This is a genomic window from Streptomyces sp. NPDC026575, assembly GCF_055567415.1.
Genome location: NZ_JBVHQM010000004.1, coordinates 23,973 through 45,536 on the forward strand (window position 1 = coordinate 23,973; position 21,564 = coordinate 45,536).

The window sequence follows — 21,564 nt, forward strand, 5'->3', positions numbered from 1 at the left end:
CGCGTCGTTCGGCCGAGCGGGCCGCAACCTCCGGTGCGGGCACGTATCGTGAGACATCTGAGACATCGAGACCGTACGCATCCGCAATCGGCGGGAATACGACCGGAAGTGACCATCGGCTTCGGCGCCGGCGGGCGGCTCCGGCGCGACGGTAGACACAGCGCGCGCTGCGGGGAGGCGTCGTGGACGAGTACGCAGGAAGGGTGCTCGCCGAGCGCTACCGCCTGCCCGCGCGGCCCCTCGGCGACGACGACTTCACCGAGACCCGGGCCTTCGACACCTACAGCGGGCAGGAGGTCCTGATCCGTCAGGTCCCGCTGCCGGAGGTCGTCGAGGCGGAGGTGGTGGGGGCACCGGCGGCCGGACACGCCGAGCAGCGCTCCGGCGGCATCCGCTCCGGCGGCGGGCGGGCGGCGGGGGTCGCCGACCGCAGCCCCCGGGATCCCGCCGTGCGACGGGCGCTGGAAGCCGCCACGGCCGTGGCGCAGCTGCCCGACCACCCCCGGCTGGAGCAGGTCTTCGACGTCTTCGCGCAGGACGGCAGCCTGTGGATCGCCGGTGAACTCCTCGCCGCCCGCCCGCTGGCCGCGCTGCTCGCCGAGCGGCCGCTGTCCCCGCACCGCGCCGCGGAGATCGCCGCGGATCTGCTCACCGCGCTGCGGGTGCTGCACGCGGACGGCCGGCTGCACCGCAACATCACCACCCGTACGGTCCTGGTCTGCGACGACGGCCGGGCGATCCTGACCGGTCTGGCGGCGGGCGCGGCCCAGGAGGCGCTGTGCGGAGACGCTGCGCCGGCCGAGGCCGGGGTGACGCTGACCAAGGCAGGCTCCGCCCCGGACGGCTGCGCCACCGCTGACGACGGTGGGGCCCCCGCCTACGGCCGCCCCACCACCGCACTCGCCGCCGAGCGCGCACGGCAGGCCCGGCTGACCGTCATCGGCCCGGTCACCGAGCGCTGGGCACCCGAGCAGGCCGGACCGGTGCACGAGAACTGGCAGTTGGCGCCGCCGGTCGGCCCGGCCACCGATCTGTGGGCGGTCGGCGCGCTGCTGTTCCGCAGTGTGCAGGGGCATCCGCCGTTCCCCGAGGACAGCGCCGGCGAACTGGCGCGGCTGGTGTGCACCGAGCCGCCCGCGGTCGCCGAGGAGTGCGGGGCGCTGCGGCCGGTCGTGGAATCCCTGCTGCGTCAGGACCCCGCCGACCGTCCCGACTTCGAGGAGCTGCGCGGCTGGCTGCGCTCGTTGATCCGTACGGCGCCGGAGCCGGCGGGCGGCACCCGGCTGGTGACGATGCCGGCGCTGGAGCAGGGCGGCGATCCACGGCGGCTGCCGATCCTGCGGCGCCGCGGCGAACTCGTCCGCAGGGGGCGGCACAAGAAGGGCCGGACTCCCCGGCGCGCACAGCCCCGGCCGGTGTCCGCCGCCCCGGCGCAGCCCCCGGCCACCGCATCGGTGCCGCCCCGCCGGACGGCGCCGGCCTCCGAGCAGACCTTCCCGCCCCCCAGCTCGAAGGAGCCGGAGGGACCCCCATCGTTCCGGCTGTCCCGCCCCCCGAAGCAGCCCAAGCCGCTGCGGGAGCCCCGGCCGGCCCGCACCGCCCGGCTCGGCAGACCGCCGAGGCCGCCGGGCCGGTCCAGAACCTCCGACCGGGACCTGTACGAGCAGCAGATGCTGGGCCAGGTGGGCGTGGCGGCCGAGGCGCGGCCGGCCCGGCCGCCGCGCGGCGCCCCGCGCAACCTCGGCCGGCTGCTGCTCACCGCGATCCTGCTGCTCCTCGTCGGCGCGGTGATCTACGCGATGGCGTTCATGCCGAAGGCCGGCGAGGACGCCAGGGCCGGACGGGGCGGCGCGGACCGCGCGGCCACCTCCGGCGCGGCGCCCGGCGCCGACCGCACACCGCCCGGCGGCCAGGACGGCGGCGCGCCCGGCACCCCGGCGCCGGGCACCACCGCACCGGCGGACGTCGCCGAGGGCTTCGAGGTGCGCAAGGACCCCAAGGGCTTCCAGATCGCGGTCCGCAAGGGCTGGCAGCGGCGCGGTGCGACCGGCCAGGGCCAGGTGCGCTACGTCGGCGGCGACTACGAGCTGCTGGTCGTGCCCGGCCGCGACACGACGGCGAAGTACGGCGCGGACCCGATGGCGTATCTGCAGAACAAGGAGCCCGAGCTCGCCCCGTACCGCGCCTCCAGCTGGGCCTCGGCCTCCGGCCTGCGGCGGATCGACGTCGGCCGGACGGCGATGGCGGAGGGCACGTTCTCGTGGCGCGACGGCAGCGGCCGCGAGGTCTACGTCCGCAACCTCGCGATGATCCACCAGGGCCGCTACCACCTCGTCCTGGTCATCGGCCCGGACGGCGGGCGCCGCGAGGTGGACCGGCTGTACGAGCAGGCGACCAGCGCGTACCGGCCGGGCTGAGCCGCGCGCGCCACCGGCGCCGCGACCGCGCGAGCGCGATGGCACGATGGCGGTGTGACGACGCAAGACGAGACGGCCGCCGAGCGCCGGACGGCCGGGACCAGCGGCCGGCCGAGCGCGGAGCCGATGCACGACGAGCTGCTGGCCGCGCGGGCCTCGGTCTACGACCCGTGCGGATTCAGCTGCTCACGGCCGGTGCCCGAGCCGGAGAGCGCCGAGTACGGTGCGCACGCCTTCACGCTGGACGGCCGGGCCGTCAGGTTCCGGGTGGGCAAGACCACCCCGACGAAGGTCGGCCAGTTCGTCACGGTGTGGAAGCGGTCCGACGGGGGTCCGATCCAGCCCTTCGACGCCGCCGACGCCGTCGACCTCTTCGTCATCAGCACCCGGGAGGGAGCGCACTTCGGGCAGTTCGTCTTCCCGCGCGAGCTGCTGGCCGAACGGGACATCGTCTCGCGCGACGGCGTCGGCGGGAAGCGGGGATTCCGCATCTACCCGCCGTGGGTGGACACCACCAGCCGCCAGGCCCGCCACACCCAGAAGTGGCAGACGGCCCACTTCCTGCCCATCCCGGAGACCGGCCCGGTCGACCTGGCCCTGGCCCGCGCGCTGTACCGCGCCTAGGGTCGCCTGCCCGCGAGCCGGTCCCGCAGCTCCCCCTTCAGCACCTTCCCCAGGGTCGCCCCGCGCGGCAGGGCGGCCAGTACCTCCAGCTGCTCGGGGAGCTTGTGCGGGGCGAGGCCCTGGGAGCGCAGGTGCGCCACGACCGCGGTGAGCGTCAACGGGGCGGTGCCCGGGGGCTGTTCGACGACCGCGCAGACCCGTTCGCCGCGGACCGGATCGGGCAGGCCGATGACGGCCGCGCCGGCCACGTCCGGGTGCCGGTGGAGCAGCTCCTCGACCTCCTGGGCGGAGATGTTCTCGCCCTTGCGGATGATGACGTCCTTCAGCCGGCCGGTGACCACGAGGTGGCCGGTGGCGGTGAGCCGGCCGAGGTCGCCGGTGGGCAGGAAGCCGTCGGTGTCGAAGGGGGCTGCCTCGCCGAGGTAGCCCCGGCAGACCGCCGGGCCGCGCAGCAGTATCTCCCCGGTGCCGGGGGCGATCCGGACCTCCATGCCGGCGGGCGGGCGGCCGGCGGTCGTCGCCAGCCGGCCGGGGCTGTCGAGCGGGTCGCCCATGGTCACCATCGGGGCCTCGGTCATCGCGTAGCCATGGGCGAGCCGGCAGCCGAGGGCCGCGACGACCTCGTGGTACAGCGCGGGCGGCAGCGGCGCGCCGCCCCCGGCCAGCAGCCGCAGCGACGGCAGCAGCCTGCGCCCCGGCGGCAGCTTGCGCGCCTCGGCGAGGAAGAGGGAGTAGAAGGCGGTGGAGCCGCCGGCGACGGTGACCTGGTGGCGGCGGTAGGCGTCCAGTGACCCGGGCGGCTCGAAGCGCTCCAGCAGCAGTGCGGGGATCCCGCGCAGCAGGAGCATGACGGTGTAGTCGGGGCCCGCGACATGGGCGTACGGGAAGGCCATCGAGCCGATGTCGGACGGGCCCAGCCGCAGTGCGTCGGCCAGCTGGCGGCCGGCCGTGCGCAGGCTGCGGTCGGTGTGCAGCACGCCCTTGGGGCCGGCGGTGGTGCCGGAGGTCCAGTAGATCCAGCGGACCTCGTCGGCGTCGGTGGGCGGCGGGGGCAGCACGGCGGGGTCGGCGTCGGGCAGGCTGCCGGGGCCCTGGTCGTAGGCGGTGACGACGATGGGCGGGCCGGGCAGGGCGGCGGCCAGCCGGTGCGCCATCGCGCCGTGGTCGAAACCGCGCCGGACGCCGGGGACCAGGAAGAAGTCCGCCGCGGTCCGGCGCAGCACCTGGCCCACCTCAAGGTCGCGGTAGAGCGGGACGACCGGGCTCTGCACGGCGCCGATCCGGGCCAGTGCGAGGCTGAGCAGCACGGTCTCGATGCGGGTCGGCAGCTGCCAGACGACCCGGCTGCCGGGCCGTACCCCTCGCTCGTACAGGCCGGCCGCCACCCGCTCGGCGCGCCGGTGCAGCGTGCCGAAGGTGATCCGCCGCTCGTCCCGGGCCGCGGCCGCGCCCTGGACGAGGGCCGCGGCGCCGGGGGTGCGGGCCGCGCGCCAGGCCACCAGGTCCCACAGGGTGCTGCCGGTCATCCGCCCGCCCTCCCGCACGCTGCTGACGGTACGTCAGATTCGGTGCAGAGGTTAGAGGTCGGCTCCTTGTCGGTCCAGAGGGTGCGGGGCTAGCCTCTTTCTGACGGTGCATCAGATATCGCCCGACCCGGCCGCCCGGACACGGGGTGAGGGGACAACGATGGGGAACCCGATGGAGCTACCGCGCATCATCAGCGTCGACGACCATGTGATCGAGCCCGCGCACCTCTTCGAGACCTGGCTGCCCGAGAAGTACCGGGACCGGGGCCCGAAGCCGCTGACCACCGGCATCGGCGAGCTCGCGTACGTCGGGGGCAAGTACCAGATCACCATGGACCCGGACGGGCCGCCGGCCGACTGGTGGATCTACGAGGACCTGAAGTTCCCGTACAAGCGCAACATCGCCGCCGTCGGCTTCGACCGGGACGACATGACGCTGGAGGGGATCACCCGCGAGGAGATGCGGCGCGGCTGCTGGGACCCCAAGGCGCGCCTTGCCGACATGGACCTCAACCACGTCGAGGCATCGCTCTGCTTCCCGACCTTCCCGCGCTTCTGCGGCCAGACCTTCGCCGAGGCGCACGACAAGGAGGTCGCCCTCGCCTGCGTGCGCGCGTACAACGACTGGATGGTCGAGGAGTGGTGCGGCGACAGCGGCGGCCGCCTCATCCCGCTGTGCCTCATCCCGCTGTGGGACATCGACCTGGCCGTCGCGGAGATCAGGCGGAACGCGGCGCGCGGGGTCCGCGCGGTCACCTTCTCCGAGATCCCCACCTACCTGGGGCTGCCCTCGATCCACTCCGGCTACTGGGACCCCTTCTTCGCGGCCTGCCAGGAGACCGGCACGGTCGTGAACATGCACATCGGCAGCAGCTCCCAGATGCCGGCCGCGTCCCCCGACGCCCCGCCCGCCGTGCAGGCCGCGCTCTCCTTCAACAACGCGATGGCCTCGATGATGGACTTCCTCTTCAGCGGGGTCCTGGTGAAGTACCCGCGGCTGAAACTCGCCTACTCCGAAGGGCAGATGGGCTGGATCCCCTACGCCCTGGAGCGCGCCGACGACGTCTGGGAGGAGCACCGCGCCTGGGGCGGGGTGCGCGACCTGATCCCCGAGCCGCCGTCCACGTACTACTACCGGCAGATCTTCTGCTGCTTCTTCCGCGACAAGCACGGAGTGGCGTCGCTGGACGTGGTCGGCCGGGACAACGCGACCTTCGAGACCGACTACCCGCATGTCGACTCGACCTTCCCGCACACCAAGGAGGTCGCCCTCGACCATGTGAAGGGCCTGGACGGCGAGACGGTCCACAAGCTCATGCGGGGCAACGCGATCCGCATGCTCGGCCTGGACCTCGACGACACGGTCCGCTGATGGACCTGGCCTACGCGCCGGAGGAGGAGGAGTTCCGGGCGCGGCTGCGGGCGTGGCTGGCGAAGGTGCTGCCGACGCTCCCCGCCAGGCCCGCCGCGACCGACTGGCCCGGCCGGCGGGCGTACGACACCGCCTGGCAGCGGATGCTGTACGACGCCGGATACGCCGGGCTGCACTGGCCGCGGGACGCCGGCGGGCAGGGCGCCACCCCCACCCAGCACCTGATCTTCCTGGAGGAGACCGAGCGGGCCGGCGCCCCCTATGTGGGCGCCGGCTTCGTCGGGCTGCTGCACGCCGGCCCGACCATCGCCGCCGAGGGCACCGCCGAGCAGCGCGCCCGCTGGCTGCCGCCGATCCTGCGCGGCGAGGAGGTCTGGTGCCAGGGCTTCAGCGAACCCGACGCCGGCTCCGACCTCGCGGCGCTGCGCACCAAGGCGGTACGGGACGGCGACAGCTATGTCGTCAGCGGCGCCAAGATCTGGACCTCGCACGCCGAGGTCGCCGACTGGTGCGAGCTGCTGGTCCGCACCGACCCCGAGGCGCCCCGGCACCGCGGTATCAGCTGGCTGGCGATGCCCATGGACGCGCCGGGGGTGACCGTCCGGCCGCTGCGCACCCTCGCCGGGTCGACGGAGTTCGCCGAGGTGTTCCTCGACGAGGTCCAGGTGCCGGTCTCCCATCGCCTCGGCGCCGAGAACGACGGCTGGCGGGTGACGATGGTGACGCTGTCCTTCGAGCGCGGCACCGCCTTCGTCGGGGAGGTGGTGGCCTGCCGCCGGGTGCTCGGCGCGCTCGCCCGTACGGCCCGTGCCAACGGCCGCTGGGACGATGCCGTGCTGCGCCGCAGACTCGGCCGGCTGAGCGCGGACTTCGCGGCGCTGTGGCGGCTGACCCAGTGGAACGTGAGCGCGGCCCAGCGGGGCGGCGGCGTCCCCGGGACCGGCGGCTCGGTCTTCAAGCTGCGCTACTCGCACGCCCGCCAGGAGCTCTACGACGCGGCGGCCGAGGTGCTGGGCGCCGGGGCGCTCGACGCCGACCAGGAGTGGATCGCGGACCGGCTGTCGGCCCTCTCGTACACCATCGCGGCCGGGACCTCGCAGATCCAGCGGAACATCGTCGCCGAGCGGATCCTCGGCCTGCCGAAGGGGCGGTGAGGCGCCGGTGGACTTCCAACTCACCGACGACCAGCGGGCGTTGCGGGACGGTACGCGGGAGCTGCTGGCCGGCCGGTTCGACCGGGAGCGGCTGCGGGCGGCCGTCGAGGACCCGGCGCTGGACCGTGCGCTGTGGCGGGAGCTGGGCGCGGCCGGGTTCTTCGCGCTGCGGCTGCCGGAGGCGGCCGGCGGGGTGGGGCTCGGACTGCCGGAGGCGGCGCTGGTCTTCGAGGAGGCCGGGCGGGCGCTGCTGCCCGGGCCGCTGGTGGCGTGCCAGCTGCTGGCCGGGGCGGTGGACGGCGTCGCGACCGGCGAGCGGATCGTCTCGCTGTGCGACGGCGCGCGGGACCCGGCGCTGTGGGAACACCCGGACGACTGCGACGAGTTGGTCGTCGTGACGGAAGCTGCGGCCGGGGCATGGGTGGACGCCGGGGGCGCACAGGGGCGCACGAGCGGTGCGTACCGCAGCGCGCCGGACCGGGTGTCCCGCGCCCCGTTCGCCTCCGTCGATCCGCTCACCCCGCTCGCCCGCCTCGCGCCCGCCCCGCGCACGACCCCCCTCGCCGGCCTGGACCTGCCTCGGCTGCGGCGCGAGGCCGCGCTGCTCACGGCGGCCCAGCAGCTCGGCAGCGCGGCCCGCACGGTCGAGATGGCGGTCGCCCATGCCCGGGAGCGGGTGCAGTTCGGTGCGCCCATCGGCTCCTTCCAGGCGATCAAGCATCTGTGCGCGCAGATGCTCGTACGTGCAGAAATCGCCCGAAGCGCCGTATATGCCGCGGCGGTCACGGGCGACGGCGCGGACGTGACGGGCGCCAAGCTGCTCGCCGACGAGGCCGCGGTGCGCAATGCGCGGGACTGCCTGCAGGTCCACGGCGGCATGGGCTTCACCTGGGAGGCCGATGTGCATCTGCACCTCAAGCGGGCCTGGTTGCGGGCCGAGTGCTGGGGCACGGCGGCCGAGGCGGAGGAGGCGCTGGCGGCGGACCTGGCCGACTGACGGCGGGTGTGCGCGGCGGTGAGGGTGGTGAGCGGGGTGGCCGGCGATGTCAGACTCTGGCAACCCGTGTGCGAAATGTCGGACCCACCACACAGAAGTGGTCACGGAGGGTCGATATCGGGTTGTGTCCTAGGTGTGACTCGTCACAGGGGGGAGTCGGCGTGTGGCTCGGGTACTCTCCGTTGGGTGCGAGTGGTTCTGTGGCGCAACGAACCCGGTGCCGTCGGAGCGACGGTTCCGGGGTGCGGACTGCGCGCCGCTCGCCTTGGGTGCGGGCCCGATAGCCCCCCTTGTTCGACTCCCCGCAAAGTGCGTCGCACAGTATGCAGCACGCATACTCCCTTGCGCTGGAATATGCCCGAAGCGCTTGTTGGGGTGACTGAACGTCAACCATGCTGTGCTTCACCGGGGTCACGCACCGTGACTCCGTGGAGGCGCGAGGCGATGTTTCCGCCGGTTCGGATGGTGTGAGCGGTGCAGGTGCTTCAGGTGCAGTTGGACGTACGACCCGACCCCGCTGAGGTCGGCAGAGCCCGGCGGTGGGCCCGCTCGCGGCTCGTGGGGTCCGGCATAGGGCCCGATGAACCACTTGCGGAGACGTTGATCCTGCTGATCTCCGAACTCGTCACCAACGCCGTGGTGCACACCGGTGCGGCGGCCGAGCTGCGGATGTGCTTCTCCGGCTCGGGCGCGGTGGTGGGGACGGTCCGCGTGGAGGTGGTGGACGCCAGCGCCCGCCCGCCGCGCCAGCGGCACGCCGACGGCGACGACACCAACGGGCGCGGTCTGGAGCTCGTCGACGGCCTGGCGGACCGCTGGGGCTGGCAGCAGGAGGGCGCCGGCAAGCGGATCTGGTGCGAGGTGGACCGCGGCAGGCCGCTGCTGATGGCGACGGGTACGGATCTGGGGCATTTGAGCCCTATCGCCCCTTAACAAATACGGATCAAAGCGAATAAATCGGACGCGATATGCCGGGTGTCGGAAATTAGTCCAGACCAGGTGTTGACGTGACGTGCCCAGTTGATCACTCTTGGGTGGAGCGGTTCGCCGGGAGGGGACGCCGAGGGTGTGGGGGGATCGGGTGGATGCCCGGTCCTGGCCTCGGCGAGTGCGGATCGCGGCCTGGTGGGTGGCGGTCCGCGGTGCCGTGCTCGGGGCGCGCATGAGCGCACCGCCACCTGGCCGGCCGGGTCCCGGCCGGCCTCAGAGGATCGCGACGGGTGCGACCGGTGCGCCGGATCCGCCGACGAACGGCTCGGCCGTCGCCGACAGGAAGAACGCAGAGCGCCCCGCGTCCGCGCAGGCCGTCGACAACTCCTCCAGGTTCCAGTTCTGGCCCTGCAGCATGCCCATCTCGACGAGGTGCAGCGCATGCACCGGCAGCCACAGGTCCTCGATCTCCGGCGGGAAGATCTCGAAGGTCAGGGTGTCGTTGGCGACCGCCGCGACATCGCGCGCACGGAACCACTCCGGGGTGCGCAGCGACAGTCCCGGTGAGGGGAACGCGTACGCCTGCCGGTCGCCGTCCAGATAGTGCCGCAGCTGCCCGGTCCGCACGAGGACGATGTCCCCGGCCCGGACCCTCGTGCCGGCCAGCTCCTCGGCGGCGTCCAGGTCCTGCGGGGTGACGGCGTACCCACCGGGCAGCCGGTCGGTGCCGTGCGCGCGGGCCACGTCCAGAAGGACGCCGCGGGAGGCGATCGGGGTGGCCTTCTCGATGCCCAGGGCGGTGGCCCCGCTGTGGGCGGTGATCGAGTCGGCGGGCCGGTCGTTGTAGAGGCGTCCGGAGTGGGAGACGTGGGTGAGGCCGTCCCAGTGGGTGGCGGCCTGGAGTCCCATGGTGACCGCGTCGTCCGAGGTGGCGACCGTACCGGGGCCGAAGATCTCCTGGTTGATGGCGATCATGGTGTGCAGCGGGTTGATCCGGCCGGGGATCATGCCGGTCTGCACGCCGTCCTGCTGGAGCGGGAGGGCGAGCGGGATCCGGCGGCCGCTGCGGACGCAGCCGGCGGCCTCCCGTACGACCTGCTCGGTGATCAGGTTGAGGGTGCCGATCTCGTCGTCCGCCCCCCAGCGGCCCCAGTTGTTCACGCGCTGGGCGATGTCGTGGAAGTCCTGCGGCAGGGGCATGGCGGCCTCCGGGGTCTTGTGTTTGACGCGCGGCTGCCCAAAAATCTAACGGTCCGTCAGAAACTGCGGGAAGGGGCGCGGCATGGGGAACTTCTTGGCCGGCAAGGTGGTCGCCGTCACCGGCGCGGGACGCGGCATCGGGCGCGCTGTCGCGCTCGCCTGCGCCGCGCACGGTGCCCGCGTCGTGGTCAACGACTACGGCGTCTCGATCGATGGCGGCGCCCCGAGCAGCGAGGTCGCCGACGCGGTGGTCAAGGAGATCGAGGCGGCGGGCGGGGAGGCGGCGGCGGTCGCCGACGACGTCTCCACCATGGCCGGCGGCCAGCGGATCGTGGACACCGCGCTGGCGCGGTACGGGCGGATCGACGGTGTGGTGTGCGTGGCTGGGATCCTGCGCGAGCGGATGCTGTTCAACATGTCCGAGGAGGAGTGGGACCCGGTGGTCGCCACGCACCTCAAGGGCACCTTCACCGTCTTCCGGGCCGCGGCCGCGGTGATGCGGCGCCAGGGGTCGGGAACCCTGGTGGGCTTCACCAGCGGCAACCACCAGGGGTCGGTCTCCCAGGCCAACTACGCCTCCGCGAAGGGCGGGATCATCTCGCTGGTCCGCAGCGCCGCGCTGGGCCTGCACAAATACGGGGTGACCGCCAACGCGGTGGCGCCCCTCGCCCGGACCCGGATGTCGGCGAACGTGCCGATGGAGCTGAAGGATATCGGCGAGCCGGAGGACGTGGCGGCGTTCGTCGTCTATCTGCTGAGCGAGCGGGCGCGCGAGGTCACCGGGCAGGTCTACACGGTGGCCGGCCCGAAGATCGCGGTATGGGCCCAGCCGAGGGAGCTGCGCTCGGTGTACGGGGACGGCGGGTGGACGCCGGAGAAGGTCGCCGAGGTGGTGCCCGGGGCGGTGGGGGCCGATCCGATGCCGATGTTGGAGCAGTTGGAGCAGATGGCGGCGGCCGCGGCGGCCAAGGCCCGGCCCAACCGGTAGCGGGCCGGCCCGCATTGCCGGGCGGCGGGACGGGGCTTTCGACGTCGGGAGGTCGGCGTGGACTTTGAGTTCGGGCGGGCGGACGAGGAATTCCGGGCCGAGGCCCGGGCCTGGCTGGCGGAGCATCTCGTGGGGCCCTACGCGACGCTGGCGGGGCGGGGCGGCCCCGGCAGCGAGCACGAGGCGCCCGCGGCGCGCCGCGGGTGGGAGCGGGAGCTCGGGGCCGGCGGCTGGGTCGGCATCGGATGGGACCGCACCCATGGCGCGTACGGGAACCGGGCGGCGAGCCTGACGCAGCAGGTGGTGTGGGCCGAGGAGTACGCGCGGGCCGCGGCGCCCGGTCGGGTGGGCCACATCGGGGAGAACCTGCTGGCGCCGACGCTGATCGCATGCGGCGACGAGGCGCAGCGGCGGCGGTTCCTGCCGGCCGTCGCGCGCGGTGAGGAGCTGTGGTGCCAGGGCTACAGCGAGCCGGACGCGGGGTCGGACCTGGCGGGGGTGCGGACGGTGGCGGTCCGGGACGGGGCCGGCTACCGGGTCAGCGGGCAGAAGATCTGGACGTCGCTGGCCGGGGAGGCCGACTGGTGCTTCGTGCTGGCGCGGACGGACCCCGGTGAGCGGCGGCACCGGGGGCTGTCGTTCCTGCTGGTGCCGATGGACCAGCCGGGGCGCATCGAGGTGCGGCCGATCCGGCAGATGTCGGGGACGGCGGAGTTCAACGAGGTGTTCTTCGACGGGGCGCTGGCGCGGGCCGAGCACGTGGTCGGCGGGGAAGGGGCCGGCTGGCGGGTGGCGATGGGGCTGCTGGCGCTGGAGCGCGGGGTCTCCACGCTCGTCCAGCAGATCGGGTTCGCCGCGGAGCTGGCCGAGGTGATCGCGGCCGCGGTCCGCTGCGGGACGCTGTCGGACCCCGTGCTGCGCGATCAACTCATCACGCAGTGGGCGGAGTTGAGGGTCATGCGGTGGAACGCGCTGCGGACCCTGGGCGCGGCCGGGGACCCGGGTGCGCCGAGCGTGGCGAAGCTGCTGTGGGGCGGCTGGCATCAGCGCCTCGGGGAGCTGGCGATGCGGGTGCGGGGTGCCGCGGCCGCACGGGGACCCGTCGACTGGACCCCGCACGCGCCGTACGAACTGGACCCGCTGCAGCGGCTGTTCCTGTTCACCCGGGCCGACACGATCTACGGCGGCTCGGACGAGATCCAGCGCAACATCATCGCCGAGCGCGTGCTCGGCCTGCCCAGAGCGGAGCGGTGAATGACGGGAGTGGAGCGGGGATGAAGGGCGTCATATTCGACGGCGAGCGGCCCCGGGTCGTGGACGACCTCCAGGTGTGCGATCCCGGGCCGGGCGAGGTGCTGGTCGGGATCCGGGCGGCCGGGCTGTGCCACAGCGATCTGTCGGTGGTCGACGGGACGATTCCCTTCCCGGTGCCGGTGGTGCTGGGCCATGAGGGAGCGGGCGTGGTGGAGGCCGTGGGCGCGGGCGTGGAGCATGTGGTGCCCGGCGACCATGTCGCACTGTCGACGCTGGCCAACTGCGGGGCGTGCGCGGAGTGCGACCGCGGGCGGCCGACGATGTGCCGGCAGGCGATCGGGATGCCCCGCAAGCCCTTTCGGCGGGGCGGCGAGGAGCTGTACAACTTCGCGTCGAACTCGGCGTTCGCGGAGCGTACGGTCGTCAAGGCGGTGCAGGCGGTGAAGATCGCCGAGGACGTTCCGCTGACGTCGGCCGCGCTGATCGGGTGCGGGGTGCTGACCGGCGTCGGGGCGGTGCTGAACCGGGCGAGGGTGGACCGCGGGGAGTCGGTCGTGGTGATCGGGGCGGGCGGCATCGGCCTCAACGTGCTCCAGGGGGCGCGGATCGCGGGCGCGTCGGCGATCGTGGCGGTGGACGCCAACCCGGCGAAGGAGACGGCGGCGCGGCAGTTCGGGGCGACGCACTTCGTCGACGCCTCGGCGGTGGCGGACACCGTCACCGCGGTCAAGGAGATCCTGCCGACCGGCGCCGACCACGCCTTCGAGTGCGTGGGCAGCACCCGGCTGATCCGGCAGGCGGTCGATATGCTGGACCGGCACGGCCAGGCGGTGCTGCTCGGTGTGCCCCCGGCCTCGGCGGAAGCCTCGTTCCTGGTGTCGTCGATGTATCTGGACAAGTCGATCCTGGGCTGCCGCTACGGGTCGTCGCGGCCCCAGCGGGACATCGCGCTGTACGCCCGGCTCTACCGCGAAGGGCGGCTGCTGCTGGACGAGTTGGTGACCCGGACGTATCCGGTGGAGGACTTCGCGAAGGCGGCGGACGACGCGCACCGCGGGCGGGTGGCGCGGGCGGTGCTGACGTTCGACTAGAGCCTGACCCATCGGACAGGCCCTAGGGGGCGCCACCCGGCCTCCGGGCCATGGGACCCGCCCCTGGCCCGATCCTGGTGAACCCTGGCCTTCCGGCCACTCGTTCCGTAGGGGCGATCCCGGCGAAGCTGCTCCGGTGACCCAGACACCCGAACTCCCCCTACGGGCGAGCGGCACCCGCGAGGGGGGCGCCCCCGCACCCGTGCCCCCACGGCGCCGGCGGCCGCACCGCGCCTGGTCCGTCGCCGCCGTCACCTTCCTCACCATCATCGGCGCGGCCGGTTTCGCCTCCCTCCCCGGCCTGCTGATCGACCCGCTGCACGCCGAGTTCCACTGGTCGCGGGCCACCATCGGCTTCGCGGTGTCGGTGAACCTCGCGCTGTACGGGCTGACCGCGCCGTTCGCCGCCGCCCTGATGGACCGGTTCGGCATCCGGCGGGTGGTCGCGGTCGCCCTCGCGGTGATCGCGACCGGCGCCGGGCTGACCGTCTTCATGACGGCGAGCTGGCAGCTGGTGCTCCTCTGGGGCGTGCTGGTCGGCCTGGGCAGCGGCTCGATGGCACTGGCCTTCGCCGCCACGGTCACCGGCCGCTGGTTCACCGAGCGGCGCGGGCTGGTCACCGGCATCCTCACCGCGGCCGGCGCCTCCGGCCAGCTGGTCTTCCTTCCGCTGCTGTCCTGGATCGTCGACCGTTACGAGTGGCGGCCGGCCGCGGTGACCGTCGCGCTCGCCGCGGTCGCCGTCGTCCCCCTGGTGTGGCTGCTGCTGCGCGACCACCCGGCGGATGTCGGCCTCGCGCCCTACGGGGCGACCGAGTTCGTGCCCAAGCCGCCGCCGCAGCGGGGCGCGGCCCGGCGGGCGCTGCGGGCGCTGGCCACGGCGGCGCGCACCGGCCCGTTCTGGCTGCTCGCGGGCACCTTCGCGATCTGCGGCGCCACCACGAACGGCCTGGTCAAGACCCACTTCGTGCCGGCGGCGCACGATCACGGCATGCCGATGACGGCGGCCGCCTCGCTGCTCGCGGTGATCGGCGTCTTCGACATCGCCGGCACCATCGCCTCCGGCTGGTTCACCGACCGCTTCGACACCCGCCGGCTGCTGGCCGTCTACTACGGCCTGCGCGGACTGTCGCTGATGTTCCTGCCGCTGCTGCTGGCCGACACGGTCCATCCGCCGATGGTCTTCTTCATCGTCTTCTACGGCCTGGACTGGGTGGCCACCGTCCCGCCGACCATCGCCCTGTGCCGCGAGCACTACGGCGAGGACGGCGCGATCGTGTTCGGCTGGGTCCTCGCCGCCCACCAGGTCGGTGCCGCCCTGATCGCCTTCCTGGGCGGCCTCGCCCGCGACCTCTTCGGCACCTACAACCCGGTCTGGTACGCCTCGGGCGCCCTGTGCGCCCTCGCGGCCCTGATGGCCCTGGTCATCCGGCGGCGGGAGGGGGCGGGGCAGGTGCGGCCGGCCGTGGCGTAGCCCCCGGTGTCAGGGTGGGTTTCCGGCCACTGGATGATCCCCCCTGAGACGCGCGAGACGCGGAAGAGGCGTGTGGCGCGCGAGGACGGATGGGGAACAGGCGATGGCGATGACCTGGGGCGGCGCGGGAGAAGCCGGGCCGGCGGGGGGCGGTGAGACGCTCCGCGACGTCTGGAGCGGCCGGGCCGTCGTGGTCTCGATGGCGGCGCTGTTCGCCGAGGCGGCCTGCGCGACGGCCGGGCTGGTGCTGTACGGCCTCACCCTGGAGGGGCCGATCGGCAACGCGTTCCTGGCCGTCTTCATGTTCCCGGTCGCGCTCGTCCTCGGAGCACTCTCCGGACTGGTGCTGACGGTCACCCTGGTGCTGCCCACGCTGACGCTGGCGCGGTGGGCGGCGCGCCGGGCCGGGCGGCGGGGGCGGGTGCGGTGGTGGTGGACGGTGGCCGCCGCCCCCGTTGCGGCGGCCGCGGCGACCCTCGCGTACGGGGCGTTCCTCGCGCTGCTCACCCGCTTCGTGGGGCTGCCGGCGTTCTATCTGGCGTGCTGGCCGGTGCTGGCCGCGGTCGCCGTACCCGCCGCTCTGGCGGCCGCCGTCGCCACCAGGGGCACCGGGGCCCGGCGCACCGTACAGCTGACCATCGGTATCGCGGGCAGCGGCCTGCTGACCGCTTTTGCGCTGGGGGGCCTGGGCGTGGCCGCCATGGCGGCCGGGCTGCTGCCGGCGTACGAGCCGCCGCGGCCGAGCCGGGCCGAGCTCGTCGGCGTCTGGAAGGACGACGGCGGCGGCACGCTCGACCTGCGTTCCGACGGGGTGGCCTCGGCCCGGCACATGGGCCGGCCGAAGGACCGCTGCGCCGGCACCGGCACATGGGAGCTGGAGCGGTTCATGGGGGAGGACAGAGTGCAGGTGGACGTCGAAGGCGGCTGCGGGAGGCAGTGGTTCATCGGCGGCACCGAGGACCGGCCCACCCTCTACTACTTCCTGGGCGACCCCGACGAAGGGGACCGGCACGTGCTGACGCGGAAGTGACCTGGCCGGGCGCGCTCAGGAGCTGAAGCGCCCGAATGCGCCCCGGTGGAAGAGGAGCGGTCCGGCCTCGGCCGCCCCGGGGTCCGTGCCGAGGGCTTCGACGCGGCCTACGACGATCAGGTGGTCGCCGCCGGTGTGCACCGCCTGGATCGTGCAGTCGATCCAGGCGGGGACGCCCGCGAGCCGGGGCGAACCGGTCGCGGGGGCCGGCCCGTAGGGGACACCGGCGAACTTGTCGGCGCCGCTGACCGCGAAGGCGCGGCACAGCTCGCCCTGGCCGGCGCCGAGGATGTTGACGCAGAACACCCCGGCGCGGGCGATCCGCGGCCAGGTCGTCGACGTACGCGCCACCATGAACGTCACCAGCGGCGGGTCCAGGGAGAGGGAGGCGAAGGACTGGCAGGCGAAGCCGGCCGGGCCGGGCTCCGAGGGCGCGGTGACGACCGTGACGCCGCTGGCGAAGTGCCCCAGGACGGAGCGGAATTCGGCCGCGTCCAGCGGGGCGCGCTCGTCCTCGCGTACGGCACGCAGCGCGGGCCGCGGGTGGGGTGCGGCGGGCGCGGGTGAGGGGGCCGTGGTCGGTGCGCCGACGGAGCGCAGATACCGCACGGCCGTGGCCGCCATTCCAGCGTGTCCCATCATGCCCTCATTGAATCTGATGGAGCGTCAGTTGTGAAGGCGCAGGCGGCGACGGCCACCCGGACGGGTGGTTTGCCGGTCTGTCGCGGCGATCTTCGGTGGATTCGCGGGAGATTGGGGAGCGGAATGCTGATTGTGCGTCGCCCGCATGGGTAGCGTCCACCTCGGCCGCGACCGTAGCCGAGCACGGGGGAGAGTTCCGGTACATGGCCGATGCGACACCGTCGTCAGTTTCGTCTGCCGCGTCACCCACCTTCGACGAGGTCTTCTGCGGGCTGCTGCCCCGGCTCTACCGAAGAGCGGTGATGCTGGCCGGTTCACGGCAGTCGGCGGAGGACGTGGTGCATGAGGCGTACCTCAAGCTCGCCGCCCGCCCGCAGCGCTTCCTCGCCCATCCGGAGCCGTACGCCTATGCCTTCACCGCCGTGCTGAACATCGCCCGCGACGCCTACCGCAAGGACCGGCGACAGGTGCTGGTCGACGGCCTGGAGGGGGTGGAGGAAGCGGGCGCGGACGGCGCCGCGGCCGGGCCCGGTGCGGCACCGGGCGGCTGGGACGGCGGGGTGGAGCGGCGGCACGCCGAGATCGAAGCGGTGCGCCTGCTGGGACGGTTGTCGCACCGGCAGGCCGGCATCGTCATCCTCGTCGACCTCGACGGCTACACCATCGACCAGGCCGCCAAGATCATGAAGGTGCATCGCGGCACCGCCGCCCGGCATCGCGCCCGCGCGCTGGACAGGCTGCGCGCCTACCTCGTTGAATCGGAGCACGGGCAGGCCGGGAGGTGAGCGGCACGGTGGGTGTGGGACCACGGTTCGACGGCGGCACCGGCGGCGCGGGCGGCGGCCCGGGTCCCGGCGGCGGCCGGGGCGACGGTGCCGGCGACGACGCGGAGGCGCTGCTGCGCGCCCGGCTGCGGCTGGCGGACGAGCAGATCGAGACGCCGCCGGGCCTGTGGAACCGCGTCAAGGAGACCGGTCGCGAGCCGGCGCCCGCCGCGGTCGCGCTGCCCCGCAGACGCCCCTACGCGGTCGCGCTGGCGGTCGCCGCGGCGGTGGCCGCGGTGGCGCTGGGGGTGTGGTGGCTGGTGCGCCCCGGGCCGGTCGGCCTGGAGCCGGCGGGGCCGCCCCGGACGGTGAAGATCACGGTCCACAACAGCGAGCGGGCCTGCCGGACGGGCCGCCTGCTGGAGTGCGCGCTGCGGCTGGCCAGGGACCCGTACGCCCCGTACGCGGCGCGCGACAACTCCGCCGGCCGGGTCTGGCACGGCGACGCACTGGCCGCACGCTGCGTCGTCACCGACGGCCGCATGGTCCGCGACGAGGCCGGCATCACCTCCACCCGCTGGTATCTGGTCACCACCGGGCAGGGGGTGCGGGGGTGGCTGCCGGGGGTGCGCACGCGCAACACGCGTGAGGTGCCGGTGTGCCCGGCGGAGGTGAAGTAGCCCGCGTGCCCCCGGGCGGTGCGTCATCGGCCCCGGTAGGAGGGGCTGCGCCGCGCCACGAAGGCGGCGACGCCTTCCTGGGCGTCCGCCGTCGTCATGGTGATCTCCTGGGCGGCGGCCTCGGCGGCGAACGCCGTGGCCCGGTCGGTCTCGAAGGAGGCGTTGACCAGCTGCTTGGTGAGGGTCAGCGCGCGGGTCGGGCCGGCCGCCAGCCGCTCGGCCCACTCCCGGGCGGTCTTCGCCAGCTCGCCGTCCGCGACGACCCGGTTCACCAGCCCCAGCCGCTCCGCCTCGGCGGCCGGTACGGCGTCCCCGAAGAACATCAGCTCCTTGGTGCGCTGCGGGCCGATCAGCCGCGGCAGGAGGTAGGCGCCACCACCGTCCGGGACCAGTCCGCGCCGGACGAACACCTCGATGAAACGGGCCGATTCGGCCGCCAGCACCAGATCGCAGGCGAACGCGAGGTGGGCGCCGATCCCGGCCGCGGTGCCGTTGACCGCGGCGATCACCGGCTTCTCGCAGTCCAGCACCGCGCCGATGAACCGCTGGGCGCCGCGCCGGATCATCCGGGCGACATCGCCGGCGACCCGTTCGCCCGCCGGCGGTGCGCCGCGCAGATCCGCGCCGGCGCAGAAGCCCTTGCCGGTCGCGGTGATCACCACGGCCCGTACGTCCGGGTCGGCGGAGGCGTCGGCGAGCCGGCCGATGATGCGTTCGCGCTGGTCCCAGGTGAGGGCGTTGAGGGCGTCCGGGCGGTTGAGGGTGATCCACGAGACGCCGCTGTCAGTGGTGTGCAGTACCAATGAATCGACGGGGTCGGCGGCGGGGCCGGCGGGCCCGGCATGATCGCCGCCGGCGGCCGGCCCGGCGGGGGGAGGGGAAGCGGGAGACGGGGAGGACGTCATGGGGGAGCGGCTCCAAAGGCTGCGGGCGAGATGCTTACGGCGGTGGGGGTGCCTACGGCGGTGGCGATGTCTACGGCGGTCGGGGTGCCCGGCGCGGTCAGTGGCAGACGGCGAGCGCGTCGAGGGCCACCGCACCCTGTCCGCGCGGCAGGACCACCAGCGGATTGATGTCCAACTCGGCCAGTTCACCGCCCATTTCGAGGGCCATCCGCTGCACCCGCAGCACGACCTCGACGAGCGCGTCGGTATCCGCGGGCGGTGCGCCGCGCACGCCGTCCAGCAGGGCGCACCCGCGCAGTTCGCCGAGCATCGCGCGGGCCTGGTCCTCCCCGAAGGGCGGTACACCCACCGCGACATCCCGCAGCACCTCCACGAGCACCCCGCCGAGCCCGACGGTCACGGTCGGCCCGAAGAGGCTGTCGTGGGTGACGCCGACGACCATCTCGACGCCGCGCTCGATCATCTGGCAGACCAGCACACCGTCCAGCGGGAGGTCCTCGTAGCGGGCGATGTCGATCAGCTCGCGGTAGGCGTCGCGGACCTGGCTGGCCGAGGTCAGCGCGACCTTGACCAGGCCGAGTTCGGTCTTGTGCGCCAGCTGCGGCCCGGAGGCCTTCATGACGACGGGGTAGCCGACCAGGCTCGCCGCCCGGACGGCCGCCGCCGCGCTGGTCACCAGCTGCTCGCGCGGGACCCGGATGCCGTAGGCGCGCAGCAGCTGCTTCGCCGCGTGCTCGCTGAGCTGCTGGCCCGGGCGCATCAGCGCCTGCGCCTTGCGCGCCGAAGGCGACACCGCGCGCGGCGCGTCGTCGAAGGGGGAGCGGTAGGCGGCGGCGAAGCGGTGGTGGTCGAGGTAGGCGCGGACGGCCGTGATGCAGTTGGCGAAGGTGCGGAAGGTCGCCACCCGCGAGGAGCCGAGCAGGGTGCTGCGGTAGGCGTCCTCCGTGCCCACCGGCGATCCCCACACCACACACACCAGCTTGTCCGTCCGCTCCGCCGCGTCCACGAGGTCCTGGGCGAGCTTGTCGCTCATCGGCGGGAAGGGGCCGGTGATCGGGCAGATCAGTACGCCGATGGACGGGTCGGCCAGGATCGCGTCGATGATCTTGCGGCCGCGCCAGTCGCCCACGGGATGCCCGCCGTTGTCGATCGGGTTGGCGACGTTGAGGTAGTCCGGTATCCACTGGTGCAGCTCGGCCTGCTTGGCGGCGTCCAGGGTGGGCAGCCGCAGTCCCGCCGCGGTCGCCAGGTCGGAGAAGTGCGCGCCGGTGCCGCCGGAGATCGAATAGACCGCGATGCCCTCGGCGGCCGGCTTCCTGGCGCGGGCCAGCAGCGCCGCGGTGTCCTGCAGTTCGTCCAGCCCGTCGACCCGGATCACGCCGAACTGCCGCATCGCGGCGTCCACGACCTCGTCCGCGCCGGTGAGTTTGCCGGTGTGCGAGGCGGCCGTCCGGGCGCCGGTCTCGGTGCGACCGACCTTGACGGCGACGACCGGCACCTTGTTGCGGGCCGCGCGGTCGGCGGCGAGCAGAAAGCTGCGGCCGTCCTTGAGGCCCTCCACATAGGCGGCGATGGCGCCGACCTCGGGGCGGGTGGCGAAGTAGGAGAGGAAGTCGGCGGTCTCCAGATCGGCCTCGTTGCCGGTGGGGGCCCAGTGGGAGAGGCGGATGCCCAGTTCCTGGAGCGTGAAGACAGGCCGGCCCTGGTGGCCTGACTGGGTGATCAGGGCGATGGCCGGGCCGTCGAGGTCCTCGCGGAACTCCTCGAAGGCGTTGAGGTTGGTGTTCGGGCCGAGCAGCCGCAGCCCGGAGCGTTCGACGGCCTCGGCGAGCCGGGCCTGGGCGGACGCGCCCCGCTCTCCGGTCTCGGCGAAGCCGGAGGCGAAGGCCACCGCGAACTTCACCTTGGCCTCGGCGAGTTGCTCGATGAGCGGCAGCGGATCGCCGACCAGCAGTACGGCGAGGTCGACGGGCTCGGGCAGGGCGGCGACGGAGGCGCAGCAGGGCCGCCCGAAGACCTGCGTCCGTCCCGGATTGACGGGGTGGAGCCGGGCGCCGACCCGCTCCGCCCAGGCGATCAGCTGGCGGGTGATGCCGGTGTTGGGGCGGCCTTCGGTGTCCGAGGCGCCGATCACGGCCACCGACTCGGGCCGGAAGAACCGGTCCAGGTCGGGCACCGGAGCGTGCAGCGGCCGGCCGCTGACGTCCCGGTCGACCGCGGCCCCGGCGTCCTGCCCGCCGCTGCCGCGAGGCGGTGCGCTCATGCCGTGGACGGTGTGTGGTGGTTGCTCCCCACAGGCCACGACGCGGGCCGGCCGGGAGTGCGTGGTGAGGCTGCCGTGAGTCGATCCAAGCATCGCAGACGCCCGCTCCTGTGTGACGGCTCTCAGTTGCCTTGCTGTAGTGGCTGCATTACCTGACACTTAGTCAGATTACTGAACTGACGCCACGTCAGGAATGGGGCTGCGCGGGAAAGCTCGGCCGCCCGCGACGCCCGAGCCGGATCGTGCGGGCCCC

General features: G+C 73.8%; 18 protein-coding genes. 13 read left to right on the forward strand and 5 right to left on the reverse strand.

Going from position 1 to position 21,564, the window contains the following annotated elements; genetic code table 11:
• The first annotated feature begins 182 nt into the window (after positions 1 to 182).
• A complete protein-coding gene (locus ACZ4NB_RS06315; RefSeq protein ID WP_467658677.1) occupies positions 183 to 2,417 on the forward strand; it encodes a protein kinase family protein in 2,235 nt (744 codons plus the stop codon).
• A 126-nt stretch (positions 2,418 to 2,543) separates the two neighbouring features.
• Positions 2,544 to 3,041 (forward strand): MepB family protein, encoded by a 498-nt coding sequence (locus ACZ4NB_RS06320; RefSeq protein ID WP_467659165.1) that lies wholly within the window; start codon positions 2,544 to 2,546, stop codon positions 3,039 to 3,041.
• On the opposite strand, the gene ACZ4NB_RS06325 is transcribed toward ACZ4NB_RS06320, so the two are convergent.
• Positions 3,038 to 4,567 carry a class I adenylate-forming enzyme family protein gene (locus tag ACZ4NB_RS06325; protein ID WP_467658679.1) on the reverse strand — a complete coding sequence of 510 codons (1,530 nt, stop codon included), beginning with the start codon at positions 4,565 to 4,567 and terminating at the stop codon, positions 3,038 to 3,040. The two genes, ACZ4NB_RS06320 and ACZ4NB_RS06325, sit on opposite strands and share 4 nt — an antisense overlap.
• Before the next feature lie 172 nt (positions 4,568 to 4,739).
• Here ACZ4NB_RS06325 and ACZ4NB_RS06330 point away from each other — a divergent pair, with 172 nt between their 5' ends.
• The 4 genes from ACZ4NB_RS06330 (at position 4,740) to ACZ4NB_RS06345 (ending at position 9,023) form a co-directional block, all read left to right on the forward strand.
• The gene (locus ACZ4NB_RS06330) at positions 4,740 to 5,939 is read left to right on the forward strand and encodes an amidohydrolase family protein (protein WP_467658681.1); all 1,200 of its coding nucleotides are present in this window, start codon (positions 4,740 to 4,742) and stop codon (positions 5,937 to 5,939) included.
• Positions 5,939 to 7,093, forward strand: a complete 1,155-nt coding sequence (locus tag ACZ4NB_RS06335; protein WP_467658682.1) for an acyl-CoA dehydrogenase family protein — start codon at positions 5,939 to 5,941, stop codon at positions 7,091 to 7,093. The genes ACZ4NB_RS06330 and ACZ4NB_RS06335 overlap by 1 nt, the downstream gene beginning before the upstream one ends.
• 7 nt (positions 7,094 to 7,100) lie before the next feature.
• Positions 7,101 to 8,090 (forward strand): acyl-CoA dehydrogenase family protein, encoded by a 990-nt coding sequence (locus tag ACZ4NB_RS06340; protein WP_467658684.1) that lies wholly within the window; start codon positions 7,101 to 7,103, stop codon positions 8,088 to 8,090.
• Between the two features lie 474 nt (positions 8,091 to 8,564).
• Positions 8,565 to 9,023, forward strand: coding sequence for an ATP-binding protein (locus ACZ4NB_RS06345; RefSeq protein WP_393487502.1), 459 nt, complete (start codon positions 8,565 to 8,567; stop codon positions 9,021 to 9,023).
• A 270-nt stretch (positions 9,024 to 9,293) separates the two neighbouring features.
• On the opposite strand, the gene ACZ4NB_RS06350 is transcribed toward ACZ4NB_RS06345, so the two are convergent.
• Positions 9,294 to 10,220 (reverse strand): cyclase family protein, encoded by a 927-nt coding sequence (locus ACZ4NB_RS06350; protein ID WP_467658686.1) that lies wholly within the window; start codon positions 10,218 to 10,220, stop codon positions 9,294 to 9,296.
• Between the two features lie 82 nt (positions 10,221 to 10,302).
• Here ACZ4NB_RS06350 and ACZ4NB_RS06355 point away from each other — a divergent pair, with 82 nt between their 5' ends.
• The 5 genes from ACZ4NB_RS06355 (at position 10,303) to ACZ4NB_RS06375 (ending at position 16,057) form a co-directional block, all read left to right on the forward strand.
• Positions 10,303 to 11,208, forward strand: coding sequence for an SDR family oxidoreductase (locus tag ACZ4NB_RS06355; RefSeq protein ID WP_467658688.1), 906 nt, complete (start codon positions 10,303 to 10,305; stop codon positions 11,206 to 11,208).
• Positions 11,209 to 11,265: 57 nt separating this feature from the next.
• Complete coding sequence (locus ACZ4NB_RS06360; RefSeq protein ID WP_467658689.1) at positions 11,266 to 12,462, forward strand: acyl-CoA dehydrogenase family protein; 1,197 nt, start codon at positions 11,266 to 11,268, stop codon at positions 12,460 to 12,462.
• Positions 12,463 to 12,482: 20 nt separating this feature from the next.
• Positions 12,483 to 13,553, forward strand: a complete 1,071-nt coding sequence (locus ACZ4NB_RS06365; protein ID WP_467658691.1) for a Zn-dependent alcohol dehydrogenase — start codon at positions 12,483 to 12,485, stop codon at positions 13,551 to 13,553.
• Positions 13,554 to 13,689: 136 nt separating this feature from the next.
• Complete coding sequence (locus tag ACZ4NB_RS06370; protein ID WP_467658693.1) at positions 13,690 to 15,027, forward strand: MFS transporter; 1,338 nt, start codon at positions 13,690 to 13,692, stop codon at positions 15,025 to 15,027.
• Positions 15,028 to 15,130: 103 nt separating this feature from the next.
• Positions 15,131 to 16,057 (forward strand): hypothetical protein, encoded by a 927-nt coding sequence (locus tag ACZ4NB_RS06375; RefSeq protein ID WP_467658694.1) that lies wholly within the window; start codon positions 15,131 to 15,133, stop codon positions 16,055 to 16,057.
• Between the two features lie 15 nt (positions 16,058 to 16,072).
• Here ACZ4NB_RS06375 and ACZ4NB_RS06380 read toward each other — a convergent pair whose 3' ends face one another.
• Entirely contained in the window at positions 16,073 to 16,681 is a 609-nt protein-coding gene (locus tag ACZ4NB_RS06380) for a flavin reductase family protein (protein ID WP_467659167.1), read from the reverse strand.
• A 221-nt stretch (positions 16,682 to 16,902) separates the two neighbouring features.
• Here ACZ4NB_RS06380 and ACZ4NB_RS06385 point away from each other — a divergent pair, with 221 nt between their 5' ends.
• Together ACZ4NB_RS06385 and ACZ4NB_RS06390 are read left to right on the forward strand one after the other, a co-directional pair.
• Positions 16,903 to 17,484: an RNA polymerase sigma factor gene (locus ACZ4NB_RS06385; protein ID WP_467658696.1), complete on the forward strand. Its 582-nt coding sequence runs from the start codon at positions 16,903 to 16,905 to the stop codon at positions 17,482 to 17,484.
• A gap of 8 nt (positions 17,485 to 17,492) precedes the next feature.
• Positions 17,493 to 18,143, forward strand: a complete 651-nt coding sequence (locus ACZ4NB_RS06390; RefSeq protein WP_467658698.1) for a hypothetical protein — start codon at positions 17,493 to 17,495, stop codon at positions 18,141 to 18,143.
• Between the two features lie 23 nt (positions 18,144 to 18,166).
• Here ACZ4NB_RS06390 and ACZ4NB_RS06395 read toward each other — a convergent pair whose 3' ends face one another.
• Together ACZ4NB_RS06395 and ACZ4NB_RS06400 are read right to left on the reverse strand one after the other, a co-directional pair.
• The gene (locus tag ACZ4NB_RS06395; RefSeq protein WP_467658699.1) at positions 18,167 to 19,048 is read right to left on the reverse strand and encodes an enoyl-CoA hydratase/isomerase family protein; all 882 of its coding nucleotides are present in this window, start codon (positions 19,046 to 19,048) and stop codon (positions 18,167 to 18,169) included.
• Positions 19,049 to 19,145: 97 nt separating this feature from the next.
• Complete coding sequence (locus ACZ4NB_RS06400; RefSeq protein WP_467658701.1) at positions 19,146 to 21,404, reverse strand: acetate--CoA ligase family protein; 2,259 nt, start codon at positions 21,402 to 21,404, stop codon at positions 19,146 to 19,148.
• Positions 21,405 to 21,564: the final 160 nt, after the last annotated feature.

Coding starts and splice junctions, on each gene's coding strand:
- ACZ4NB_RS06395 (WP_467658699.1), bottom strand. CDS start 19,048: ATGACGTCCTCCCCGTCTCCCGCTTCCCCTCCCCCCGCCGGGCCGGCC.
- ACZ4NB_RS06355 (WP_467658688.1), top strand. CDS start 10,303: ATGGGGAACTTCTTGGCCGGCAAGGTGGTCGCCGTCACCGGCGCGGGA.
- ACZ4NB_RS06330 (WP_467658681.1), top strand. CDS start 4,740: ATGGAGCTACCGCGCATCATCAGCGTCGACGACCATGTGATCGAGCCC.
- ACZ4NB_RS06350 (WP_467658686.1), bottom strand. CDS start 10,220: ATGCCCCTGCCGCAGGACTTCCACGACATCGCCCAGCGCGTGAACAAC.
- ACZ4NB_RS06320 (WP_467659165.1), top strand. CDS start 2,544: ATGCACGACGAGCTGCTGGCCGCGCGGGCCTCGGTCTACGACCCGTGC.
- ACZ4NB_RS06335 (WP_467658682.1), top strand. CDS start 5,939: ATGGACCTGGCCTACGCGCCGGAGGAGGAGGAGTTCCGGGCGCGGCTG.
- ACZ4NB_RS06385 (WP_467658696.1), top strand. CDS start 16,903: ATGGCCGATGCGACACCGTCGTCAGTTTCGTCTGCCGCGTCACCCACC.
- ACZ4NB_RS06400 (WP_467658701.1), bottom strand. CDS start 21,404: ATGCTTGGATCGACTCACGGCAGCCTCACCACGCACTCCCGGCCGGCC.
- ACZ4NB_RS06325 (WP_467658679.1), bottom strand. CDS start 4,567: ATGACCGGCAGCACCCTGTGGGACCTGGTGGCCTGGCGCGCGGCCCGC.
- ACZ4NB_RS06380 (WP_467659167.1), bottom strand. CDS start 16,681: ATGGCGGCCACGGCCGTGCGGTATCTGCGCTCCGTCGGCGCACCGACC.
- ACZ4NB_RS06365 (WP_467658691.1), top strand. CDS start 12,483: ATGAAGGGCGTCATATTCGACGGCGAGCGGCCCCGGGTCGTGGACGAC.
- ACZ4NB_RS06375 (WP_467658694.1), top strand. CDS start 15,131: ATGGCGATGACCTGGGGCGGCGCGGGAGAAGCCGGGCCGGCGGGGGGC.